The organism is Microbispora hainanensis (assembly GCF_036186745.1).
In the GTDB taxonomy this organism is placed as follows: Bacteria; Actinomycetota; Actinomycetes; order Streptosporangiales; family Streptosporangiaceae; genus Microbispora.
Genome location: NZ_CP108086.1, coordinates 6,902,612 through 6,922,487, shown reverse-complemented (window position 1 = coordinate 6,922,487; position 19,876 = coordinate 6,902,612). Strand labels below are relative to the sequence as shown.

Here is a 19,876-nt window from a genome sequence, read left to right as displayed (position 1 = left end):
CTTCAGGCCGCGTAGCGGCTGGCGGGGCGGTCCAGGCCGAGCCGCCCGCGCAGGTCCGCCGTGTCGTACGCCGACCGGAACGCGCCCGCGTTCTGCAGGGCGGGCACCAGACCACGGGTGATCGCCGTCAGGTCGTGCGGCAGCACGCCCGGCCTGAGCCGGAAGCCCTCCAGCCCCGCCTCCCGCCACTCCAGCAGCAGCCCGGCGAGCTCCTCGGGGGTGCCGGTGAAGACGTGGGCGTCCGACTCGAACGCCGCGCCGTCGAGGTCGTCCAACCGGGCCTTGCGCCCGGCCGCGTCGTGGGCGTCGAGGAACACCACGAGATCCGCGAAGATCCGCAACGGCGGCTCGGTGCGTCCCACCGCCGCCTCCGCGGCCCGTACGCTCCCGACGATCGCCGCCGCGTCCTCCCGGTCGCGCGGCGTGACGTACACGACGTCGGAGGACCGGGCCGCGAACTCGTACGGCAGCCTGTCGTGGGCCAGGGAGGTGACCAGCGGCTGGCCCTGCGGGGAGCGCGGCGTGATCGAGGGGCCCTTCACGCTGAAGAACTCGCCGCGGAAGTCGATGTAGTGGAGCTTGTCGCGGTCGATGAAGCGGCCGGTCGCGACGTCGCGGATCTCGGCGTCGTCCTCCCAGCTGTCCCACAGGCGGCGGACCACCTCGACCGCGTCGGCGGCCTCGGCGAACAGGGCCCGCACGTGCTCGGCGAAGGCGGGATCCCGGTCGAGGGAGTAGTCCTGCGGCGGGAACGGAGGGCGGCGGCCGAAGTGCGCGACGTAGTCGGGACGGCCGGAGATCTGGGGCCGCCAGCCGGCCCTGCCGCGGCTGATGTGGTCGAGCGAGGCGATGCCGATCGCGACGTGGAACGGCTCGGTGTGCGTCGTGCTCGTGGTCGGCACGAGGCCGATCCGCGAGGACAGCGGGGCCACCCGCGAGGCGATCAGCACCGCGTCGAGCCGCCCGCGCACCTGGTCGAGGCGGCCGTCCGGCTCGTTGAGCCGGGAGGACTGCAGGCCGAGCGCGTCTTCGAACGTGACGAAGTCGAGCAGGCCGCGCTCCGCCTCGGCGACGAGCTCGGCCCAGTATCCGGGGGTGAACAGCCGGTCGGGCCGCGCGCCCTCGGCCCGCCACGCGGCCGGGTGCCAGCCCGCCCCGTCCAGCGCGACGGCGAGATGCAGGGTCATGAGGTCTCCTCGATGCGGTTCGGAGTGCGGGGGGCGAGGCCGAGGTGGTCGCGGAGGGTGGGCCCGGTGTAGTCGGCCCGGAACACGCCCTTCTCCTGCAACAGGGGGACGACCTTGTCGACCAGGTCGTCCAGCCCGCCCGGGGTCAGGTGGGGGACGAAGATGAAGCCGTCGGCCGCGTCGGACTGCACGAAGTGGTCGATCTCGTCGGCGACCGTCCGCGGCGTGCCGATGAAGGTCTGCGGCGTGGAGACCTCGATGGCGAGCTCGCGGATCGACAGGTTCTTCTCCTCGGCGAGGGCGCGCCACTTGGCCACCAGCTCGCCGCGGTCGCGGCGGAACGCCGCGTGGCCCTTGGTCACGCCCTCGTCCAGGTTCGGCTCGACGTCGGGCAGCGGGCCGTCGGGGTCGTATCCCGACAGGTCACGGCCCCACACGGCCTCCAGGAAGTAGAGCGCCGTCTGCGGGCTCACCTGCGCGCGGCGGATCTCGACGGCACGCTCGGCGGCCTCGGCCTCGGTGTCGCCCAGCACGTACGTCACCGCGGGCAGGATCTTGAGGTCCTCGGGCCGCCTGCCGTACGCCGCGAGCCTGCGCTTGACGTCACGGTAGAAGGCGCGGCCCTCCTCCAGCTTGCTGTGCCTGCTGAAGATCACGTCGGCCGACGACGCGGCGAACTCGCGGCCCTCGTCGGAGTCGCCGGCCTGGATGATCACCGGGTGGCCCTGCGGGCCGCGCGGCACGTTGAACAGCCCCGAGATGTCGAAGTGCCGGCCCTGGTGGCGGAACGGCGTGACGCCGCCGGGCCGCAGGAACCGCCCCGACCGCGCGTCGGCGGCCACCGCGTCCGCCGCCCACGAGTCCCACAGCTCCCTGGCGGTCTGCAGGAACTCGTTCGCCCGGGTGTACCGGTCGGCCTCGGCGAGGAAGCCGCCCCGGCGGAAGTTCTCCCCGGTGAAGGCGTCGAAGCTGGTCACCACGTTCCACGCGGCCCGGCCGCCGCTCAGGTGGTCGAGCGTGGCGAGCCGCCGCGCCACCTCGTACGGCTCGTTGAAGGTGGAGTTGACGGTCGCGGCGAGCCCCAGGTGGGTGGTGACGGCGGCCAGGGCGGAAAGGACGGTGAGCGACTCCGGGCGTCCCACGACGTCCAGGTCGTGGATGCGTCCCTTCGCCTCGCGCAGCCGCAGCCCTTCGGCCAGGAAGAAGAAGTCGAACTTCCCGCGTTCGGCCGTCTGGGCCAGGTGACGGAACGAGTCGAAGTCGATCTGGCTGCCCGACGCGGGATCGGACCAGACCGTGGTGTTGTTCACGCCGGGGAAGTGCGCGGCGAGATGGATCTGCTTGGTCACGAGGACTCCTGGTGTCGTGAAACGGTCGCCCGATCTGCCGGTCTCACGCGACCGGCACGTCGGCGGGCACGCGTACGGTGGCGAACGTCGTCCGCCGGCGCAGGCGGAAGCCGAGCGCCTCGTAGACCCGGATGGCGGAGACGTTGCTCGCGGCGGCGTGCAGGAACGGCGTCTCGCCGCGGGCGCGGATGCCGGCGGCGACGGCCAGGACCAGCCGCGACGCCAGGCCCTGGCGGCGGAAGGCCGGATCGGTGCAGACCGCGCTGATCTCCGTCCAGCCGGGCGGGTGCAGCCGCTCCCCGGCCATCGCGACCAGCGCGCCGCCGCGGCGGATGCCCAGGTAGGTGCCCATCTCGATGGTGCGCGGCCGGAACGGGCCCGGCTGCGTGCGCGCGACGAGATCCAGCATCTCGGGCACGTCCGCCGCCCGCAGGCGGACCGCCTCGTCGTCGGGGGCGGGGACCACGTCGTCGCCGACGAGTTGCACGCCCTCGCCGTGCGCGACCACCTCCCACCCGTCCGGCAACCCGTCCGGCGCCGCGATGGCGTCGCCGGTGACCGCGACCGTCGCACCCGGCCCCGCGAGCTTGGCCAGGTCGTTCCAGTCCGCGGGGCCGGGCGCGTCGGGCAGCGCGAAGAACGGGGACACATCGTCCGGGTAGCGCAGCGCGCCGCCGCACCGTTCGGCGAAGCGCGCGTGCGGGCCGGTCAGCGACGCCCACGCGGGGTTGTCCAGGAGGTGCCGGTCGCTCACTTCGGCTCCCCTCGGGGCGCCTCGCCGCGGCCGGCGCTCACGCGTCCACCTCGATCACGATCTTGCCGCGGGCGTGGCCGTCCTCCACCGCGCGCAGGGCCTCGGGAGCCTGCGCGAGGGGGAAGGTCCGCGTGACGTACGGCCGGAGGGCGCCGCTCGCGGCGAGGTCGGCCACCGCTTCGAGCGTCGCCCTGTCACGCGCTCGCAGGACGAGGGAACCGCCGAGCCGCGTGACCGTCTCCCCGTCGGCCGCGCTGATCAGCTTCGACCGGTCCTTCAGCACCTCGGCCGCCTCCTCCAGCGCGGCGCCGCCGACCAGGTCGTAAACCGCGTCGACGCCGTCCGGCGCGGCCGCGCGGATCCGGTCGGCCACGCCGGGCCCCGGCTCGACGTGGACGACGCCGAGCGACTCCACGAAGTCCTTCTTGCCGGAGCCGGCCGTGCCGATCACGGTGACGCCGGTGTGCCTGGCGATCTGCGCCGCCGCCACTCCGACCCCGCCGCCGACGCCGGTGATCAGCAGGGTGGCGCCGGCCGGCAGTCCGAGCTGGCGCACGCCGTCGTAGGCGGTGGCGGCCGCCACGGGCAGGGTCGCCGCGTCGGCGAACGACAGGCCGTCGGGCTTGCGCGCGGTCAGCTCGCGGGGGAGCAGCGCGTACCTGGCGAATCCGCCGGCGACCGTGTTGCCGAACACCGCGTCACCGGCCGCGAACTCGGTGACGCCGTCCCCCGTCTGCTCGACCACTCCGGACACCTCGCGGCCGAACACGGCCGGGAACTCGACCGGGACGATCTGCGCGAGGTGACCCTCGCGCTGTTTCCAGTCCACGGGGTTGACTCCGGCGGCGCGCACCGCCACGAGCACCTGCCCGGGACCGGGCACCGGCCGTTCGACGTCCGCGAACGCCTCGACCTCCGGGCCTCCGTATCGGGTGAACACATATGCCTTCGGCATCGGACCTCCTGTCGTTCGTCCGCCTGCCACGTATCCTAGATAAAAACCTACTAAACAAGTAGGTGTTGACGGTATTGCGTCTATGTGCTGAAGATGAAGACATGTCAGACGTCCGGGGCGCGGTGACCGCGCCCGCCGTGCTGGAGGAGACGGCGGCCGAGTCCGCCGGCTCCCTGACCGTCGTCAAGGCACGCCACCCAGGGCGCTGGATCGCCGGCGCGGTGGTCGCGGTGCTGCTGGCGATGGCGGTCAACGCACTGATCACCAACCCGGCCTGGGACTGGCCGGTCGTCGGCGCGTACCTGTTCCACCCCTCGGTGCTGCACGCGGTGCTGTTCACGGTGGAGCTGACCGCGCTCGGCATCGTGCTCGGCTTCCTGCTGGGCACCGTGCTCGCGCTGATGCGGCTGTCGCGCGTCCCGCTGCTCGCGTCGGCGGCCTGGGGCTACGTGTGGCTGTTCCGGTCGGTGCCGCTCATCCTGCAACTGCTGTTCTGGTACAACCTCGCCGCGCTGTACAAGCAGATCTCGTTCGGGGTGCCGTTCGGGCCCGCGTTCTTCTCCGTCGACTCGATGGACCTGATCGGGCCGGTGACGGCCGCCGCGCTCGGCCTGGCGCTGCACCAGGCGGCGTACGCCGCGGAGATCGTGCGGGGCGGTTTCCTCTCGGTCGACCCTGGCCAGATGGAGGCGGCCGCCGCGCTCGGCATCCCGAGGGCCAGGCAGATCTTCCGGATCCAGCTTCCGCAGGCCATGCGGTCGATCGTCCCGGCGGCCGGAAACGAGATCATCGGCCTGGTCAAGGGCACCTCGGTCGTCTACATCATGGCGCTGCCCGAGCTCTTCTACCAGGTCCAGGTGATCTACAACCGCAACGGCCGGGTGATCGCGATGCTGCTCGTGGCCGCGATCTGGTATCTCGTCCTCACCACGGTGCTGTCGGTCGTGCAGCACCACGTGGAACGCAGGTTCGGCCGTGGCCTCGCGCGGGCACTGCCGCCCACGCCGCTGGAGCGGGCGCGCCGGATCCTCGCCGTACGGCGGGCCGCCCGGCGGCAGGGCCCGGCCTGGGACGGAGGCGGGCGGCGATGAGCACCCCCATGGTCGACGTGCGCGGCGTGCACAAGAGCTACGGCCCCCTGGAGGTCCTGCGCGGGGTGGACCTGACGGTCCGGCCCGGCGAGGTGACGGTGATCATCGGTCCGTCCGGATCGGGCAAGTCGACGCTGCTGCGCAGCATCAACCACCTGGAGAAGATCGATCGCGGCTACGTCGCCATCGACGGCGAGCTCGTCGGCTACCGGCGGTCCGGAGACCGGCTGTACGAGCTGCGGGAACGCGACATCCTGCGCAGGCGCACCCAGATCGGCTTCGTCTTCCAGAACTTCCACCTGTTCCCCCATCTCACCGTCAGGGAGAACGTGACCGAGGCCCCCATCTCGGCCCAGGGCCGCCCTCGCGAGGAGGCCGAGGCGCTGGCGGCCGAGCTGCTGGAGCAGGTGGGCCTGTCGGACAAGGCCGACGCATATCCGCGGCAGCTGTCCGGGGGACAGCAACAACGGGTCGCGATCGCCCGGGCCCTGGCGCTGCGGCCCAAGGTCGTGCTGTTCGACGAGCCCACCTCGGCACTCGACCCCGAGCTGGTGGGCGAGGTGCTGGAAGTGATGAAGGCGCTCGCCCGCAGCGGCACCACCATGATCGTCGTCACCCACGAGATCGGTTTCGCCCGCGAGGTCGCCGACACCGTGGTCTTCATGGACGCCGGTCAGATCATCGAGCACGGCCCGCCCGGGCAGGTGCTCGACCGGCCGGCGCACGACCGCACACGCGCCTTCCTCAGCAAGGTGCTCTGACCCCCCAAGGAATCGCATGCCATCCCTATCCCGGTTGTCCGTGCTGGGCGCGTCCGCGCTGCTGCTGCTGCTCGCCGCCTGCGGCACGGTTCCCGACGACGGCACCGTCGCTGTGGAGGCCGAGGCCGTCCCGCCCGGCGTCTTGAAGATCAACACGAGTCCGGAGCAGAACCGGATCCGGGCCGCGAAGGTGGAGGCGATCGCCGCCGAGGTGCCCGCCGCGATCCGGGACAAGGGGGAGTTCCTGATCGGCACCTCCACGTTCGAGCCGCCGCTGTCGTTCGTCGCCGACGACAACGTCACCCCGATCGGGGTGGAGGAGGACATCGCCTCCCTCGTCGCCGACGTGCTCGGCCTCAAGCTGCGCATCGAGGCCACGTCGTGGGAGAACCTGTTCCTCGCGGTGCGGTCCGGCAAGTACGCCGCCGGCTTCTCCAACATCACCGTCACCGAGGAACGCAAGGACATCTACGACTTCGCCACCTACCGGCTGGACCAGCTCGCCTGGGAGGTGCCGAAGGACAGCACGATCACCTCGATCGCCAAGCCCGCCGACGTCGCCGGGCTCAGCGTGGCCGTGGGCTCCGGCACCAACCAGGAGAAGATCCTGCTGGGCTGGGACAAGCAGAACCAGGCCGCCGGGCTGAAGCCCGTCCGGATCCAGTACTACAAGCAGGCGGCCGACACCTACCTGGCGCTCAAGTCGGGCCGGATCCAGGCGTACTTCGGGCCCAACCCGACCTCCGCGTATCACGCCGCGGTGAGCGGAGACACGAAGATCGTCGGCACCTTCTCCGGCGCCGGTCCCACGCTCCAGGGCCTCATCGCCGCGATGACGCAGAAGGGCAACGGCCTTGCCAAGCCGATCGCCGACGCACTCAACGCGCTCATCAAGGACGGCACCTACGGCAAGGTGCTCGCCCGCTGGGGCCTGTCCAACGAGGCCGTCCCCGAATCCCTGATCAACCCGCCCGGCCTGCCCCGCGAGCAGTAGGCCGTCAGTAGGCCGTCTCCGCGAAGAGGCACCCGCCAGTTCGGCGGCGGGTCGGCCCGGTAAAGCAGGCGCCCACCCCTGGGGGCGGGGGTGGGCGCCGGAGCCGACGGGCCGCGGGTCTACTTGAGGATCGGGAAGCGGCGGACGAGCGGGATGGCGGCCCACCGGGTGCCGAGCCCGAGGGTGGTGCCGGCGCCCGCGAGGGCGAGGCCCGCCAGGACGATGGCGTAGACGATGTGCTCGTCCATGAAGGGGTTGGTGGTCAGCGGCAGTTCGGCGGCCCACATCATCAGCAGGAGCAGCCCTCCCGCCCCGGCGGCGATGCGCATGCCGATGCCGAGGACGAGTGCGGTGCCGATGCCGGCGAGGCCGGTCATGAACAGCCAGTCGACCCAGGCCTGACCCGCGAGGGCGCCGAACAGGCCGCCGAACGTGTGCTCGGCGGTGCCCTTGAGGAAGCCGGTGGTCGGGCTGCCGCCGTTGATCCACGCCTTGGCGGCGGGGGTGGCGAAGCCCCAGCCGAACAGCTTGTCCAGGAAGGCCCACAGGAACACCCAGCCGATGGCGATGCGGGCGGCGGCCCACACGTACCGGACCGGACCGGTTCCCGTGGTGGCGGGCGTCTCGCCGGGCGTGCGGGGGGCGGGGACGGTGGGAGCGGCGGCGTGGAGGTGGTGATTCCTCTGCTCGCGCCTTTCGACGGTGGCCATGACCGGCCCCTTTCGACGTCTTATCTCTTTTCTCGACATCTCAAGGAAACCGCGATCACCAGCCGCGCCACAGGTGCCGTACGGCACGCTCAGACCGGCGTGAAGTCCCCTGATCGTGGGACCTTCGGTCCGAGCCGGTCAGACGGGAGGATCGGCTCGGCCGGGGGGTGGCCCGATCAGCTCCGGGGCGAGTCGCCGATGCCGATGACGGCCCGGCTGCTGCGGAGGAACGAGGCGGCGACGGTGGCCGGCTGGTCGAGATATCCGGCGACCATGGCGCCGTCGCGGATCAGCATCAGGTCGTCGGCGACCTCGGCGGCGTTCGTGACCCCGAGCGGGGCGACGAGCTGCTCGAACGCCGTCCTGTTCCAGCGGCGATGCGCCTCGACGGCCTTGCGGATCGGGCTGTCCGCGTCGGGGTATTCGGCGGCGGCGTTGATGAAGGGACAGCCGCGGAAGCCGGGCGTGCAGGCGATCGTCCCGATCGCCTCCGCGATCGCCCGCAGGGTGGCGTCGACATCGCCGTCGCCCTGCTTGACGGCCGCGCAGATGCCGTCCCGCTCCAGGGCGGCGCGGCGTTCGAGGTAGGCGACGACGAGGTCGTCCTTGCTCTTGAAGTGCCGGTAGAACGTGACCTTCGTCGTGCCGGCGAGGTCGATGACCTTGTCGACGCTCACCGCGCGGAGCCCATGCGCGTAGAACAGCTCGGTCGCCGCGTCGACGAGGCGCTCACGCATGGGGCTGCTGCTCATGCTCGAGATCATACGCATTCCTCCCTTGCGCCGGACTCGCAGGCGGGCTACCGTCTGCCAAGTAGAGTTACTAGTCATTCTACCTAGCTTGCCTGCCGAAAAGGGGAGACCATGACCACCGTCGCCGACAGAAGCGCCGGCCGCACCGCCATGGCGTTGCGGAACCTCTACGTCGTGCGCTTCGCGTTCGCCCTCGTCTGGGCGATCCTGCTGTTCCTGACGCAACCGGCCACCAGCCCGCTGGGCACGGCCCTGCTCGTGATCTATCCGCTGTTCGACGTCGCCGCGGCGCTCGTCGATCTGCGCTCCACGACCGCGCGCCCCACCGCGGCCCTGTACGTCAACCTGGTCCTCAGCCTGCTGACCGCCGTCGGCCTGGCCGTCACGGCGTCCTCGGGCGTGCCCGCGGCGCTGCGGGTCTGGGGCGCGTGGGCGATCACCGCCGGAATCGTGCAGCTCATCGTGGGCGTCAGCCGGCGCAGCCTCGGCGGCCAGTGGGCGATGATCCTCAGCGGAGGGATCTCCGCGGTCGCCGGCACCGCGTTCATCGTCCAGGCCGGCACCCCGGCCGCGTCGCTGACCAACCTCGCCGGCTATGCGCTCTTCGGCGGCATCTTCTTCCTCGTCTCCGCCCTGCGTCTGAACCGCACCGTCAAGAGCGCGTGAACCCCGCCCCGGAGCCTTCCGGCCGCCGACCACGCCGTCCCCTGAGCAGAGGCACCGCGCTGCTCGGGGGACGGCGCGCTGTTCGCACGCGGGCCCCGAACCGCCGAACCTCGCCTCGCTCCTGGAAGACGCCGGCCTTCGGCCCTCCGAGACCGAGACGGGCATGTGGAAGGACCTGCACGCGGCGCCGTCCGTGCCCCGGGCCGGGGAACTCGACATCCGCCGCGTCACCACTCCCGGGCAACTGGCCGACTACGCGAGCGTCCTGGCGGCGAACTGGAACCCGCCCGCCGTCACGGTGCGCCGGTTCTTCGGGGATGCCGCCACACGGGCGCTCGCCCCCGGCGGCCCGGCCCGCTATCTGGTGGGCTACGTGGGAGGCCGCCCCGTCTGCTCCGCCGAGGTCTTCCGCCACGCGGGAGTCGCCGGAATCTACAACATCGCCACCGTGGCGCCGGACCGCCGGCGCGGACACGGCGGTGCCGTCACCTCGGCGGCCCTGCGCGTCGCGTACGACGAGGGGCACCGCACCGTGGTCCTCCAGGCGTCGTCGGCCGGGGAACCCGTCTATCGCCGTCTTGGTTTCATCCCCTGCGGCGGCTTCAGCGAGTACGCCGTCAGTTGACGCCCCGGAAAGGCACTACCGGTCGTGATTCGCGGCTTTCTGCCCGGGTTCGGGGAAGTCCGCGGGGGTGGCGCGCAGGTGGCCGGTCAGCCATCGTCCCGTGACGGCGATGGCCGCGAGCGCGGCGGCGGCCAGGGCGAGGTCGGGCCAGGCGGGGTGACGCACCGCCTCGACGAGCGTCAGCGAGGCGGCCAGGACGACCAGCACGAGGGCGAGCCCACGGTGGAAGCGCCCCGCCTCGGAGTGCGGCCAGGGCCGCGGCCCCCGGACGATCTCGTGTCCGTCGTGCGAGGGAGCGTGGCCGGGCTCGCGATGGCGTTCGGAACGCCCGGCGACGCGGCGGGCCAGGAGGTCCAGCCCGGCGGCGGTGACGAGCAGCCCGGCCGCGTAGCCGTACGCGAGGACGGACTCCGTGACGAAGGGACCGATCATGCGCTGTCCACCGGCTCCCGGACGTCCGACAGCCGGGGCGCGGGGGTGAGCCCGGTGGCCGGGTCGGCCGCGGCCTGGCGGCCCCTGTGGCGTACGCCGAGCCAGGCGATCCAGCAGAAGGGCAGCACGCCGCCGACGATGAACAGCGCGTCGCCGGGCAGCCGCAGCCACTCCAGAAGCGTGGTGGTGCTGCCGGTGAGGTAGCCGAGCGAGCGCGCCTCGAAATAGCCGGAGGCCACCGACTCGTGCAGTTGCAGGAACCCGAGCGGCAGCAGGGTGGCGAAGCACATCCAGGCCAGGCCGATGTTGAGGGACCAGAAGGAGACCCTGGCCCACTTCTCCGGCCACCGGCCGGCGGGGATCAGGTAGCGCAGCACGAACAGTCCCAGGGCGACGGCGAGCATGCCGTAGACGCCCATCATCGAGCCGTGCGCGTGGTTGGCCGTCAGGCCGGTGCCGATCTCGTAGTAGGACACGATCGGGAGGTTGATCAGGAAGCCGAAGACGCCCGCGCCGAGGAAGTTCCAGAAGCCGACGGCGACCAGGAACATCACGGCCCAGCGATGCGGGAACGGCGTGCGCGACTCCATGTGCTGACGCGCTCCGAGCTGCACGAACGACCACGCCTCCACGGTCAGGAAGGTCAGGGGGACGACCTCCATCGCGGAGAAGAACGCGCCCAGCGCGAGATGCTCCACGGGCTCGCCGCTGAAGTACAGGTGGTGCATGGTGCCGATCACGCCGCCCGCCGAATAGAGGATGACGTCCAGATAGATCACCACGAGGGCGACCCGCTCCCGCACCACGCCGAGCTGGACGAACATGTAGGCGACCATGACGGTGGTGAACAGTTCGAGGAAGTCCTCCACCCACAGGTGCACCACCCAGAACCGCCAGAAGTCGGTGACGGTGAAGGTGTCGCCCGGTCGGGCCAGCAGCCCGACCGCGTAGACGCCGGGGATCGCCAGGCCGGCCAGGAAGAACAACCAGGGCAGGTTGCCGCGGCTGTCCCTCGCCAGGGTCCCGCGCAGCACCCGCCACATCATCACCGCCCACAGCGCCATGCCGGCGGCCAGCAGGATCTGCCAGACGCGGGGGAGATCGAGCCATTCGAACTGCTGGCTGCCCCAGAAGCTGCCCGGCGGGACGAGTCCGTGGATGCTCAGCCCCTCCGCGACGAGGGAGCCGGACGCCACGACCACCAGGGCGATCAGGAGCGTCCAGGCGAGCCGCCCCTGCCCGCGTGGCTCGCCCCCGGCCATGAGCGGAGCCAGGAAGATGCCGGCCGCGAGGAAGGCGGCCACCACCCAGAACAGCGACAGTTGCAGGTGCCAGGTGCGGGCCAGGTTGAACGGCAGCAACCCGGCCAGGTCGAAGCCGAAGAAGCTCGTGAGGTCGGCCCGGTAGTGCTCCGTCGCACCGCCGAGCAGCACCTGGGCGAGGAAGAGCAGCGCGACGACGAGGAAGAAGAACGCGGTGACCCGCTGCGCGGGCGTGAGCGCCACCTGGTCGGGGGAGCGGAAGTCGACGGCCTCCGCCTGACGGCCGCGCCAGCCCAGATGGGCGCCCCACCGGCCGACGGCCCCGAACAGCGCCCCGATGCCGGCCAGCAGGGCGATCAGCGACACCACGCTCCACAGCACGGTGTCGGCGGTGGGCGCGTTGCCCACCAGCGGCTCGCCGGGCCAGTTGTTGGTGTAGGAGTAGCCCGCGCCGGGGCGTTCTGCCGCGGCGATCCAGGCCGTCCAGGACAGGAACGCGGTGAGCTGGTGGATCTGCCGCGGGTCGGTGATCGCGTACGGACGCAGTCCCTTGCCGGTGCGGGGGTCGGCGAAGTAGCCGCGATAGTGGCCGACGAGGGCGGTGAAGGCGTCCGCCTGCGCCGGCGTGTAGGTCAGCACCCCTGAGCGGGGGTCGTAACGGTTGGCGCGGAACTCCTGCCTGACCTGCTCACGGGCACGGTCGCCGCCGCCGTGGGCCCGCAGGGCGATGGTGGCGGCCCGGCGCAGGTAGTCGGCCGTGTAGTCCGGCCCGAGATAGCCCCCGTGCCCGAGCACCGACCCGTACTGCATGAGCCCGTTGGCGAGGAAGACCTGCTGCCCGTCGGCGACGTCGCGGCCGGTGAACACCTCCTGCCCGGACTCGCTCGCCACCAGCCGCGGCACGGGCGGCTTCGCGGCGTACGTACGGAGGGCGAGCACGCCCATGACGAAGAACCCGAACACCGACACCAGCGCCGCCGCCTGGATCCAGCGCCTGGAGACCAGAAGCCCTCTGCGCGTCCCCGCCCCTGGCACAATCGATCACCGATCTCGATCAGGAAGGGGGAGAGATCCCTACTCCTATCGGGCACGGGCCGCACCGGTCGAGAAGACACGCCCGCCGCGCCGGACTCCTGTGGTGCCCGCGGGAAACCGCGGGCACCACAGGAGGCGAGGGACCGATCGGGCTACCTGGAGTTGGGCCCGCCCGGTGTGGGCGCGTTGGACGTGACGAAGTCGTGGCAGAGGCTGTCGGCGTCGGTGCCGTCGGGCCAGCGGGCGTTGCTCCGGCCCGCGCCGGCGGCCGCGCCGGGCACAACGGCGATGCAGCCGCCCTGGCCCTGGTCGGCCTCCATGACGGCGAGTTCGGGGGTGGCGATGGTTCCGTTGCCGCTCGAACTGCTCTGCTGAGAGCCGTAGACGACGGCGTCGACGACCACGCCGCCTCGTTCGTCGAGGAGCGCGATGGAACCGGCGCTGGTGGACAGGGCGCTCCCGAACCACTGGTCAGGTGCCGGGGTTCCCTGGTAGCCCGCCGTCGTGACCAGGGGGTTGACCACGGCCGCGCCGATCGGGTGGGCCTTGAGCGGCTTGTCGAGCGTGAGACCGCCGCCCAGCGCCTGCACCGGCTCGCCGCTCGTGTGCGGGTGACGGGTCGGCGGCGAGAAGCTGATCCCGGTGCCGGGGTCGGACACGTCGACGCCCGACGCGTGGGCAAGCCGCAACGGCGCGGCCAGGTCGACGCCCGTGCCGTTCGCGCCGGTGGTGCCGACGTTCGCGACCGTGACGGTCTCCTTGCTCTCGCCGGTGTCCACCGTCAGGGTGTCGCCGACGGTCATGTTGGCGTCGGCCGCGACCTTGATGTTGGTCGCGCCCTCGGCGGCGTCGGCCGACAGGGTCGTCTGTGTGGCCGCCTTGCCGACCGCGGTGACCGTGGCAGGCTCGTAGTCGTCGCCCGAACCGATGCCGATCCTGTCCCCGACGGTGAAACCGGTCGCGTTCGTGACGGGCACGTTGGTCGAGTGGGCGGGGACCGTGATCCACGGCCCGGTGGAGACGGGAACGAACAGAGTCGTCGCCGGGCTGGCGGCCGTCCCGACCGACTGGATCGTGCGGGTCTCCCGCTCGCGCCCGGTGTCGATGTCGATCTGCTGGCCGGCCGCGAAGCCGGTCGTGCTCCTCAGGTTGATCGTGGTGTCCTTGTGGTCCGCGGGGGCCGCCAGCCCGGAGCCGGCGAGGCCGAGCAGGTAGTAGGCGCCGCTCGCGAGCCGCGTCCCGGCAGGGATCTTGGCCAGCGTGGTGCCGGGCGAGCCGCTCGGGGTGGTGGTCAGGGTCCAGCCGGAGATGTCGACGTCGTTCGCGGAGGGGTTGTAGAGCTCCACGAACTGGTCGGTCGCGTTGCTGCTCGTACGGAACCGGACCTCATTGATCTTGATGGGGAGGGCGTTGCGTACGGCTTGCGCGCTTTCCGTGGACTGGCGGCCCTTCACCGGGCCTGCGGGGTTCGTCCACTCGGCCCTGCCGGTCAGGTAGCCGGCGCCGGTCCTGTCCGCGGAGGTGACCGTGAAGGTCGCGCTCACGGTCTCACCCGGTGCGACCGACGGGAACGTCGCCGACTTGTCGCGGGTGTCCTTGACCGAGGCGGTCCATCCCCCGGGGGCGGACAGGCTCAGCTTGACGCCCACCGCGGCGGAGCCCGTGGTGTTCGTGAACGTCTCGGTGACGTCCTGCGCGGAGCGCGGGGTGAACGTGGTGGCCCGCGACAGCGCCAGACGTGTCACGTCATACTTGGCGGCCACGATGTTGGCCTGCACCGCGTCGGTGGTGGCCTCCGACGGGTAGCCCTTCGTCATCACTCCCTCGTAGAAGGTGCCCGACGAACCGTTGCCGTTGTCGCCGCCGGTGCCGAGGAGGACGGCGCCCTTCTTGTGCATGGGGTAGTAGTTGCTGTTGGTCAGCGAGCCGGGACGGATCCCGCTGTAGAAGGTCGTCAGAGGGCCGTCCTGGGCGTTGCCGCCGCGCAGATCCCACTGGTTCCCGCCGCCGCCGTCGACGACCGCGGTGACGAATCGCCAGGAGTCGATGGTCGGATCCGCCGGGTTCTGCTTCGCGTTGTACCCGGAGAACAGGCCCGCCTCCATGTCGGCCATGATCCACGGGCCGGGGCCGCTGCCGCTGCCCCAGGCGGTGGCGGTGCCGAAGTACGTGGTCTCCATGGTGCCGGTGCCCACGGCGCGGCTGTTCGTCGAGGAGTTGCCGTAGTCGAAGCAGCAGCCGCTGTCATAGTGGGTGCCGTCGATGACGTAGTAGATGCCCTCCGGCTCGTCGCCCTTCGCGAGGCCGGTGGCGTTGTTGTTGCGGTACCCCATGCCCGGCATGATGTACACGCCGTAGGCCTTGTGGCCGCCGATCGTGATCGGCGCCATGTCCGCGATCGCGAGGGTGTCGTAGCCGCCGGCGGCCGGGCCCCGGAACGTGCCGGGCGGAGCCTGGTAGAGGTCGTTGCCGGTGCCGGACTGGTCGTAGATCTTGGTGATCACGCAGACCACGTCATGGCAGAACGCGTCCTGGGCGGCCGCGTCGGCGTATCCGCCGGAGTCCGGGGAGGGGTGGGCGGCGGGGCGGACGACGCCGATATCCCTGGTCGCGTTGTCCGAGGTGCGCATGACCTGGTAGAGCGGGCCATTGTAGGACGAGTACAGCGCGCGCGTGGTGCTGTGGGCGGCGACGCAGGGCGTGCCGCCGGCGGCGTAGATGTCACAGGGGCCCTGCGGCCGGCCCGGGGCGGCGGGCGGCGCCGCATGCGCCTGCGGCGTCACCGCGAGCGCGCCGCCGATCAGCGCCAGTGCGGTCGCCGTACGACCGGCCAGGGTTCTGAGGCGTCCGCGTTCGATGGGGGGTCTGAACATGTCGGATCAACTCCTCCATGCGTCTCGCTCGACTGAGCCGACGTGCGGGGGCGTGGCCTGCCGATGTCCGGTTACGCGACCGCGGACACCGTCGCGCGGGCATGGACGATCCCGCGCCGGACGTCTCGGTCGGCACTCGGCAGGTCTCCGCTGACCGCGCTCTGTTAGCGCTAACAAAAGCGATCGCGTCAACGGGTTCGTCAATGGAGAGGGAGTCGGAAGCGGGGTCGACCTTGATCAACTGCCCACACTATGGCATCGGCCACAGGTAACGTCAAGGTTACGTACGCAATAACGGGCCGGTCCTTTCCGGGCGGCCCGGGTCTCGACCTGCGATGTCCGGGGGCCGCCATGCGTGCCGCGGTGATCCCGCAGTGATCCCGGCGCGATCCCGGCATCATCCCGGCGTGCCCGCCGGCGGAACTCGCCGTCAGCGCCGGAACCGGATGAGCTGATCGGCCAGGCCGGGCAGGTCCGGCGCGACCAGGTTCGGCCTCGGCAGCGACTCGACGGGCAGCGGGCGTGCCCCGGCCGGGTGATCAGTCCGGCGGTGTAGCCGCAGCTCTGCGCGCCCATCGTGTCCCACAGATGCGCGGCGACCAGGAAGCACGAGGCCGGGGGAACCCGCAGAGACTGCGTGACCAGGTGATAGGCCCGGGGTGCCGGTTTGAAGGCGCGAACCGTGTCGACGCTGAACTGCCGCTCGAAGTGGTGCGCGAGACCGGCGTGCTCCAGCGGGCTCCGGCCGTCGGCGTCGAAGGGCGAGTTCGTGAGCGTCACCAGGCGAAAACCGGCGTCCGCGAGCCGGGTCAGGCCGGCTTCCACGTCGGGATGGGGTGGCATGGCCAGCATGGCCCGCCTGATCTGCTCGATGTCGGCGTCGGTGACCATCACCCCGTGGATGTCGCCGAGCATTCTGAGCAACCCCTGCCCCAGCGTGAAGAACTGCTCGTAGAGGCCGGCCGCGGTGATGGCCATCGAATACAGGAAAAGGTGGCCGAGCCATTCGCGCATCACCCGGGCGTCGCCGAATACGCGTTGGAAAAGCGGGTTCATCGACTCGAAGTCGATCAGCGTCTCGTTGACGTCGAACACCAGGATCGACGGCTCGCCGGCGGGGATCGCGGGCACAGCGTCGTCGTTCATCGGTGCGGCCCCCTTCCGCGTGAGCCCAACCATTATCGCGCCTGGACACGGCGTCACCGCAGGTCGGCCCCACTCTCCGCGCGCACTGGTCCGCCGCGTATCTGGTCCGCCGCACACCTGGTCCGCCGCACACCTGGTCCGCCGTGGAGCCGGCCATCCCGGCCGACGACGGCCGAGCCGCGGATATGACGGGTGTCATGGTCAGGACACGACGTGCGGCACTGATCGCCGCACCGGCCGATCCGTACCGTAAAGGTCATGACGAACACGACATCATCGCAGCGTACGGACTGGCACGTCTCCCTCATCGGCGGCCTGAAGCGAAGGGGCGCGGAGCGGATGCCCGCGGACACGGTCGTCATCACTCCCGTCGGGGGAGCCGACCTCGACCTGCGCGACGCACGGATCGAGGAGGTCACCTCGGTGACGAAGATCTCGCTTCTGGGCGGCGTGCGCCTGCGGGTGCCCGCCGACGTCACGGTGGAGGTCGAGGGCTTCAGCCTGATCGGCGGCCGCTCGGTGGAGCCGGGACCCCCGGACACGCCGGACGCCTCCGGCCGTGTCGTCCGCGTCCGCAACTACAGCGTCATCGGCGGTGTCGACATCACCCGCGGCTGAGCCTCGTCCGAGTCAGCGGGGCCGCCGTCCGCCCTGATGCGGTCCCCATGATGCGGTCCCCCTGATGCGGTCCCCATGATGCGATCCAGGGTGCGGCGGCCCATCCGGCTCATGGCCGGGTTGGTCTCCAGGTAGTACCAGACGAGTCCCATCGCCTGTGCGAAGGCCCACGCCTTGCCCCGCTCCCACTCGACGTCGTCGCACCCCAGGTCGAGACGGAGCACTTCGCGCGGCCCGGCCTCCAGCAGATGCCAGGCGCTCACGAGATCGAGGGCGGGATCGGCCGGCCCGAACCCGCCGCCGTCGAGAATCCCGGCAAGCCGGCCGGCGGACACGAGCACGTTGCCGGGGATGAGATCACCGTGGTTCATCACGTCGGCCGCTTCGCGCGGCAGGCTGCGGAACGCGTCCCACATGCGGCGCAGCCGGGGAACGTCCAGCAGTCCCTCGCTTCGCCCGAAGCAGGTCTCCATCCACGCGTCGTGGGCCTTGAGGTCGCCTCCCCGGCCGTTGCCGGAGAACGTACGGCCCCGCGTGCCGACCGCGCGCAGGTCGGTGATGAGATCGGCGAGGTCGTGGGCGAACGCGACCGACTCGCCCGGGTCCTCGTCGGTCGCCACGGTGCCGGGCAGCCATGTCTGCACCGACCACGGAAGCGGATATCCCGCACCCGGCTCGCCGAGCGCGACCGGCTCGGGGGTGGGGAAGCGGGTGGCGCCCGCCAGTTCACGGGCCGCCTCCGCTTCGGACTCCAGCCAACGGCGCGTCTCGTCGACCGGCCCCGGCTGCAGGGGGAAGCGGGCGGCGAGGTGGTCGCCGATCCGGAAGATGGCGTTGACCGTTCCGTGGGAGGCGACGCCCGTGACAGGCAGGCCCCGCCACTGCGGGAACTGCTCGGCTATCAAGGCGCGCACGGTCTCCGGTGTCACCGTCAGCTGGCCGGCATGCATCTTCACGCCGGTGAGGGTTCCGCGTTCGGGTCGTCTCCCGCAACCGGTTTTCGGCCCCCGCGAGACGGCGTCGCGAAATCACGGAGAACGATTCTCCGATTGCCGGCTTTCCGTTTTTCCGGCTGCTTCTTTTTCCGCGCTTCGCCGTGCGGAAAAGCGAATTCGATTGCGGTGGTCGCGGCCTCGGCGCCGTCTCGGTCCTCGTTCACGGCGGCTGGAGGTTCTCGGCGCGACGCCAGGCCGACCGGTGCGCCGAGAACCTTTTTGTCGTCTGTTCACTGTCGAAATGAGTCTTACTACCGTGTCCTCCCGGCAGGGCGCCCGCGCCCTTCGTGGAAAAGGAGGACCCTTACCGATGACTGGTGCCGAGAACGGGTTTCATGTGGGCCGGCGGTCCGTGCTGGCCGGTGTCGCGGGCCTGCTGGGAGCGGCGGCGCTGCCCGCGGCCGCCGCGCACGCGGACCCGAAGGAACTGCCGCACGGGGGCGGGCCGAAGGGGCGTTACCCGTCGAACTGGCCCGAGCCCACGCCGTACGGCCTGGCGGACACGCGAGTGGACCTGTGGCCGCGCGACGACAACTCCTTCATCCTCCCGCTGGAGCTGCGCCCCCGCGACGAGGAGCTCGGCCGGGTCTGGATGCGGGACACCTACGTCAACTGCTTCGACGTCGGCGGTCGTCCGGTCTACGTCGCCACCGGCACCACCCGGGTGCCCGGGCTGGCGGCGGCGGGCCCGTGGAACGACGGCATCTTCGTGTGGACGGCCACGTCGCTGCACGGGCCGTGGAAGCTGGCCGACACCACCGGCATCCGGCCGGACGCCGAGAAGGGCAAGGTATGGTCGCCCGAGTTCGTCGGCGAGAACCGGCCCGGGCGCACGGTCGTCGCTCCCTGGCAGGAATATTGGTATGACGACCAGTTCGGCAAGCGCGGCAACGCGTGGGCGCCCGAGGTGCACTACTTCCGCGGGAAGTGGTACATCGTCGCGTGCATGGGCGACCACTCCCAGAAGGTCGGCTCGTTCATGCTCGTGAGCGAAGGCGGGGTGGAGGGTCCTTACCGGCTCGTCCAGGGCAACTACGACAAGCCCTTCGGGGACTCCTTCATCGGCGGGCCTGCCTTCATCAAGCCCGGCGCCTACCACCACATTGACGGCGGCATGTTCAGCGAGGGCGACGAGGCGTGGCTCGTGCTGCACAACAACCTGTACGCGAAGTTCCGGGATGACATGGAGGACATCATCCCGACGACGAACCTGCCGCAGTTCCAGCAGACGCCCTACGCGCCCGAGCCCTATCTCGAAGGCGCGTACGTGTTCAAGTACGGCGGCAAGTACTACCTCGTCCACGCCGCGTGGGACCGGTCGTCGGCCGGCCCCGACGGCGGCACGCGCTACGCCTACGACACGGCGGCCGCCGGCCGCGTGCAGTACCAGTACGACGCGATCGTCGCCGTCGCCGACAGGTTCGAGGGGCCCTACTCCAAGCGGTGGACCCTGGGCGTCGGCGCCGGCCACAACAACATCTTCGCGGACCGCAGCGGCCAGTTGTGGGCGACGTTCTTCCGCAACCCCAACGCCGGCTACTGGGCCGACCCGTCGCGCATCGACGAGGCCGCCGTGCCGGGCGTCGTACGGCTGGAGTGGACCGGCCCCGAGGGCGACCGTCTGTACGTCGCCCGCCGCAACCCCGGGCACAGCAAGGACTGATCACCCCC

At 71.3% G+C, this 19,876-nt stretch carries 18 protein-coding genes; 7 read left to right on the top strand and 11 right to left on the bottom strand.

Features of this window, described 5'->3' with window-relative positions:
• Positions 1-2: 2 nt before the first annotated feature.
• From OHB01_RS31875 to OHB01_RS31860, 4 genes are read right to left on the bottom strand one after another with little or no spacing between them, the layout of a single operon-like run.
• Entirely contained in the window at positions 3-1,187 is a 1,185-nt protein-coding gene (locus OHB01_RS31875; protein ID WP_147944203.1) for an LLM class flavin-dependent oxidoreductase, read from the bottom strand.
• Positions 1,184-2,536 (bottom strand): NtaA/DmoA family FMN-dependent monooxygenase, encoded by a 1,353-nt coding sequence (locus tag OHB01_RS31870; RefSeq protein WP_328854418.1) that lies wholly within the window; start codon positions 2,534-2,536, stop codon positions 1,184-1,186. The genes OHB01_RS31875 and OHB01_RS31870 overlap by 4 nt, the downstream gene beginning before the upstream one ends.
• Positions 2,537-2,579: 43 nt before the next feature.
• Entirely contained in the window at positions 2,580-3,290 is a 711-nt protein-coding gene (locus tag OHB01_RS31865; RefSeq protein ID WP_328854417.1) for a GNAT family N-acetyltransferase, read from the bottom strand.
• Positions 3,291-3,327: 37 nt separating this feature from the next.
• Positions 3,328-4,245 (bottom strand): NADP-dependent oxidoreductase, encoded by a 918-nt coding sequence (locus OHB01_RS31860; protein ID WP_147944201.1) that lies wholly within the window; start codon positions 4,243-4,245, stop codon positions 3,328-3,330.
• A gap of 101 nt (positions 4,246-4,346) precedes the next feature.
• Here OHB01_RS31860 and OHB01_RS31855 point away from each other — a divergent pair, with 101 nt between their 5' ends.
• The 3 genes from OHB01_RS31855 to OHB01_RS31845 are packed head-to-tail and all read left to right on the top strand — an operon-like array spanning position 4,347 to position 7,091.
• Positions 4,347-5,336, top strand: a complete 990-nt coding sequence (locus tag OHB01_RS31855) for an amino acid ABC transporter permease (RefSeq protein ID WP_147944200.1) — start codon at positions 4,347-4,349, stop codon at positions 5,334-5,336.
• The gene (locus OHB01_RS31850; protein ID WP_142649717.1) at positions 5,333-6,097 is read left to right on the top strand and encodes an amino acid ABC transporter ATP-binding protein; all 765 of its coding nucleotides are present in this window, start codon (positions 5,333-5,335) and stop codon (positions 6,095-6,097) included. The genes OHB01_RS31855 and OHB01_RS31850 overlap by 4 nt, the downstream gene beginning before the upstream one ends.
• 16 nt (positions 6,098-6,113) lie before the next feature.
• Entirely contained in the window at positions 6,114-7,091 is a 978-nt protein-coding gene (locus OHB01_RS31845) for an ABC transporter substrate-binding protein (protein ID WP_142649716.1), read from the top strand.
• Positions 7,092-7,210: 119 nt separating this feature from the next.
• Here OHB01_RS31845 and OHB01_RS31840 read toward each other — a convergent pair whose 3' ends face one another.
• Both OHB01_RS31840 and OHB01_RS31835 read right to left on the bottom strand, forming a co-directional pair.
• On the bottom strand, positions 7,211-7,801 hold the full coding sequence (locus OHB01_RS31840; RefSeq protein WP_240971762.1) for a hypothetical protein: 591 nt from the start codon (positions 7,799-7,801) through the stop codon (positions 7,211-7,213).
• 176 nt (positions 7,802-7,977) lie between these two features.
• A complete protein-coding gene (locus OHB01_RS31835; RefSeq protein WP_240971761.1) occupies positions 7,978-8,553 on the bottom strand; it encodes a TetR/AcrR family transcriptional regulator in 576 nt (191 codons plus the stop codon).
• A 111-nt stretch (positions 8,554-8,664) separates the two neighbouring features.
• Between OHB01_RS31835 and OHB01_RS31830 the strand changes: the two genes are divergently transcribed.
• Both OHB01_RS31830 and OHB01_RS31825 read left to right on the top strand, forming a co-directional pair.
• Positions 8,665-9,219 (top strand): hypothetical protein, encoded by a 555-nt coding sequence (locus OHB01_RS31830; protein WP_147944198.1) that lies wholly within the window; start codon positions 8,665-8,667, stop codon positions 9,217-9,219.
• Between the two features lie 163 nt (positions 9,220-9,382).
• Positions 9,383-9,844: a GNAT family N-acetyltransferase gene (locus OHB01_RS31825; RefSeq protein ID WP_328854416.1), complete on the top strand. Its 462-nt coding sequence runs from the start codon at positions 9,383-9,385 to the stop codon at positions 9,842-9,844.
• A gap of 15 nt (positions 9,845-9,859) precedes the next feature.
• On the opposite strand, the gene OHB01_RS31820 is transcribed toward OHB01_RS31825, so the two are convergent.
• The 4 genes from OHB01_RS31820 to OHB01_RS31805 all read right to left on the bottom strand — a co-directional run bounded on the left by OHB01_RS31820 (position 9,860) and on the right by OHB01_RS31805 (position 16,541).
• Entirely contained in the window at positions 9,860-10,276 is a 417-nt protein-coding gene (locus OHB01_RS31820) for a hypothetical protein (protein WP_142649712.1), read from the bottom strand.
• Positions 10,273-12,573 (bottom strand): nitric-oxide reductase large subunit, encoded by a 2,301-nt coding sequence (locus OHB01_RS31815; protein ID WP_328854415.1) that lies wholly within the window; start codon positions 12,571-12,573, stop codon positions 10,273-10,275. Before OHB01_RS31815 ends, OHB01_RS31820 begins: the two co-directional genes overlap by 4 nt.
• 152 nt (positions 12,574-12,725) lie before the next feature.
• Positions 12,726-15,446: an arabinofuranosidase catalytic domain-containing protein gene (locus OHB01_RS31810; RefSeq protein ID WP_142649711.1), complete on the bottom strand. Its 2,721-nt coding sequence runs from the start codon at positions 15,444-15,446 to the stop codon at positions 12,726-12,728.
• Positions 15,447-15,683: 237 nt separating this feature from the next.
• Positions 15,684-16,541, bottom strand: a complete 858-nt coding sequence (locus tag OHB01_RS31805) for a haloacid dehalogenase type II (RefSeq protein WP_328854414.1) — start codon at positions 16,539-16,541, stop codon at positions 15,684-15,686.
• 309 nt (positions 16,542-16,850) lie between these two features.
• Here OHB01_RS31805 and OHB01_RS31800 point away from each other — a divergent pair, with 309 nt between their 5' ends.
• The gene (locus tag OHB01_RS31800; protein ID WP_142649709.1) at positions 16,851-17,210 is read left to right on the top strand and encodes a hypothetical protein; all 360 of its coding nucleotides are present in this window, start codon (positions 16,851-16,853) and stop codon (positions 17,208-17,210) included.
• On the opposite strand, the gene OHB01_RS31795 is transcribed toward OHB01_RS31800, so the two are convergent.
• Entirely contained in the window at positions 17,171-18,160 is a 990-nt protein-coding gene (locus tag OHB01_RS31795; RefSeq protein WP_328855876.1) for an aminoglycoside phosphotransferase family protein, read from the bottom strand. The genes OHB01_RS31800 and OHB01_RS31795 overlap by 40 nt on opposite strands.
• A 355-nt stretch (positions 18,161-18,515) precedes the next feature.
• On the opposite strand from OHB01_RS31795, the gene OHB01_RS31790 reads away from it, so the two are divergent.
• Complete coding sequence (locus OHB01_RS31790) at positions 18,516-19,868, top strand: family 43 glycosylhydrolase (RefSeq protein WP_328854413.1); 1,353 nt, start codon at positions 18,516-18,518, stop codon at positions 19,866-19,868.
• Positions 19,869-19,876 lie beyond the last annotated feature (8 nt).

Excerpts from the sequence above, each read along its gene's own strand:
- OHB01_RS31875 (WP_147944203.1), bottom strand. The coding sequence starts at position 1,187 with ATGACCCTGCATCTCGCCGTCGCGCTGGACGGGGCGGGCTGGCACCCG.
- OHB01_RS31860 (WP_147944201.1), bottom strand. The coding sequence starts at position 4,245 with ATGCCGAAGGCATATGTGTTCACCCGATACGGAGGCCCGGAGGTCGAG.
- OHB01_RS31855 (WP_147944200.1), top strand. The coding sequence starts at position 4,347 with ATGTCAGACGTCCGGGGCGCGGTGACCGCGCCCGCCGTGCTGGAGGAG.
- OHB01_RS31850 (WP_142649717.1), top strand. The coding sequence starts at position 5,333 with ATGAGCACCCCCATGGTCGACGTGCGCGGCGTGCACAAGAGCTACGGC.
- OHB01_RS31845 (WP_142649716.1), top strand. The coding sequence starts at position 6,114 with ATGCCATCCCTATCCCGGTTGTCCGTGCTGGGCGCGTCCGCGCTGCTG.
- OHB01_RS31840 (WP_240971762.1), bottom strand. The coding sequence starts at position 7,801 with ATGGCCACCGTCGAAAGGCGCGAGCAGAGGAATCACCACCTCCACGCC.
- OHB01_RS31835 (WP_240971761.1), bottom strand. The coding sequence starts at position 8,553 with ATGAGCAGCAGCCCCATGCGTGAGCGCCTCGTCGACGCGGCGACCGAG.
- OHB01_RS31830 (WP_147944198.1), top strand. The coding sequence starts at position 8,665 with ATGACCACCGTCGCCGACAGAAGCGCCGGCCGCACCGCCATGGCGTTG.
- OHB01_RS31825 (WP_328854416.1), top strand. The coding sequence starts at position 9,383 with ATGTGGAAGGACCTGCACGCGGCGCCGTCCGTGCCCCGGGCCGGGGAA.
- OHB01_RS31820 (WP_142649712.1), bottom strand. The coding sequence starts at position 10,276 with ATGATCGGTCCCTTCGTCACGGAGTCCGTCCTCGCGTACGGCTACGCG.
- OHB01_RS31810 (WP_142649711.1), bottom strand. The coding sequence starts at position 15,446 with ATGTTCAGACCCCCCATCGAACGCGGACGCCTCAGAACCCTGGCCGGT.
- OHB01_RS31800 (WP_142649709.1), top strand. The coding sequence starts at position 16,851 with ATGACGAACACGACATCATCGCAGCGTACGGACTGGCACGTCTCCCTC.
- OHB01_RS31795 (WP_328855876.1), bottom strand. The coding sequence starts at position 18,160 with ATGCATGCCGGCCAGCTGACGGTGACACCGGAGACCGTGCGCGCCTTG.
- OHB01_RS31790 (WP_328854413.1), top strand. The coding sequence starts at position 18,516 with ATGACTGGTGCCGAGAACGGGTTTCATGTGGGCCGGCGGTCCGTGCTG.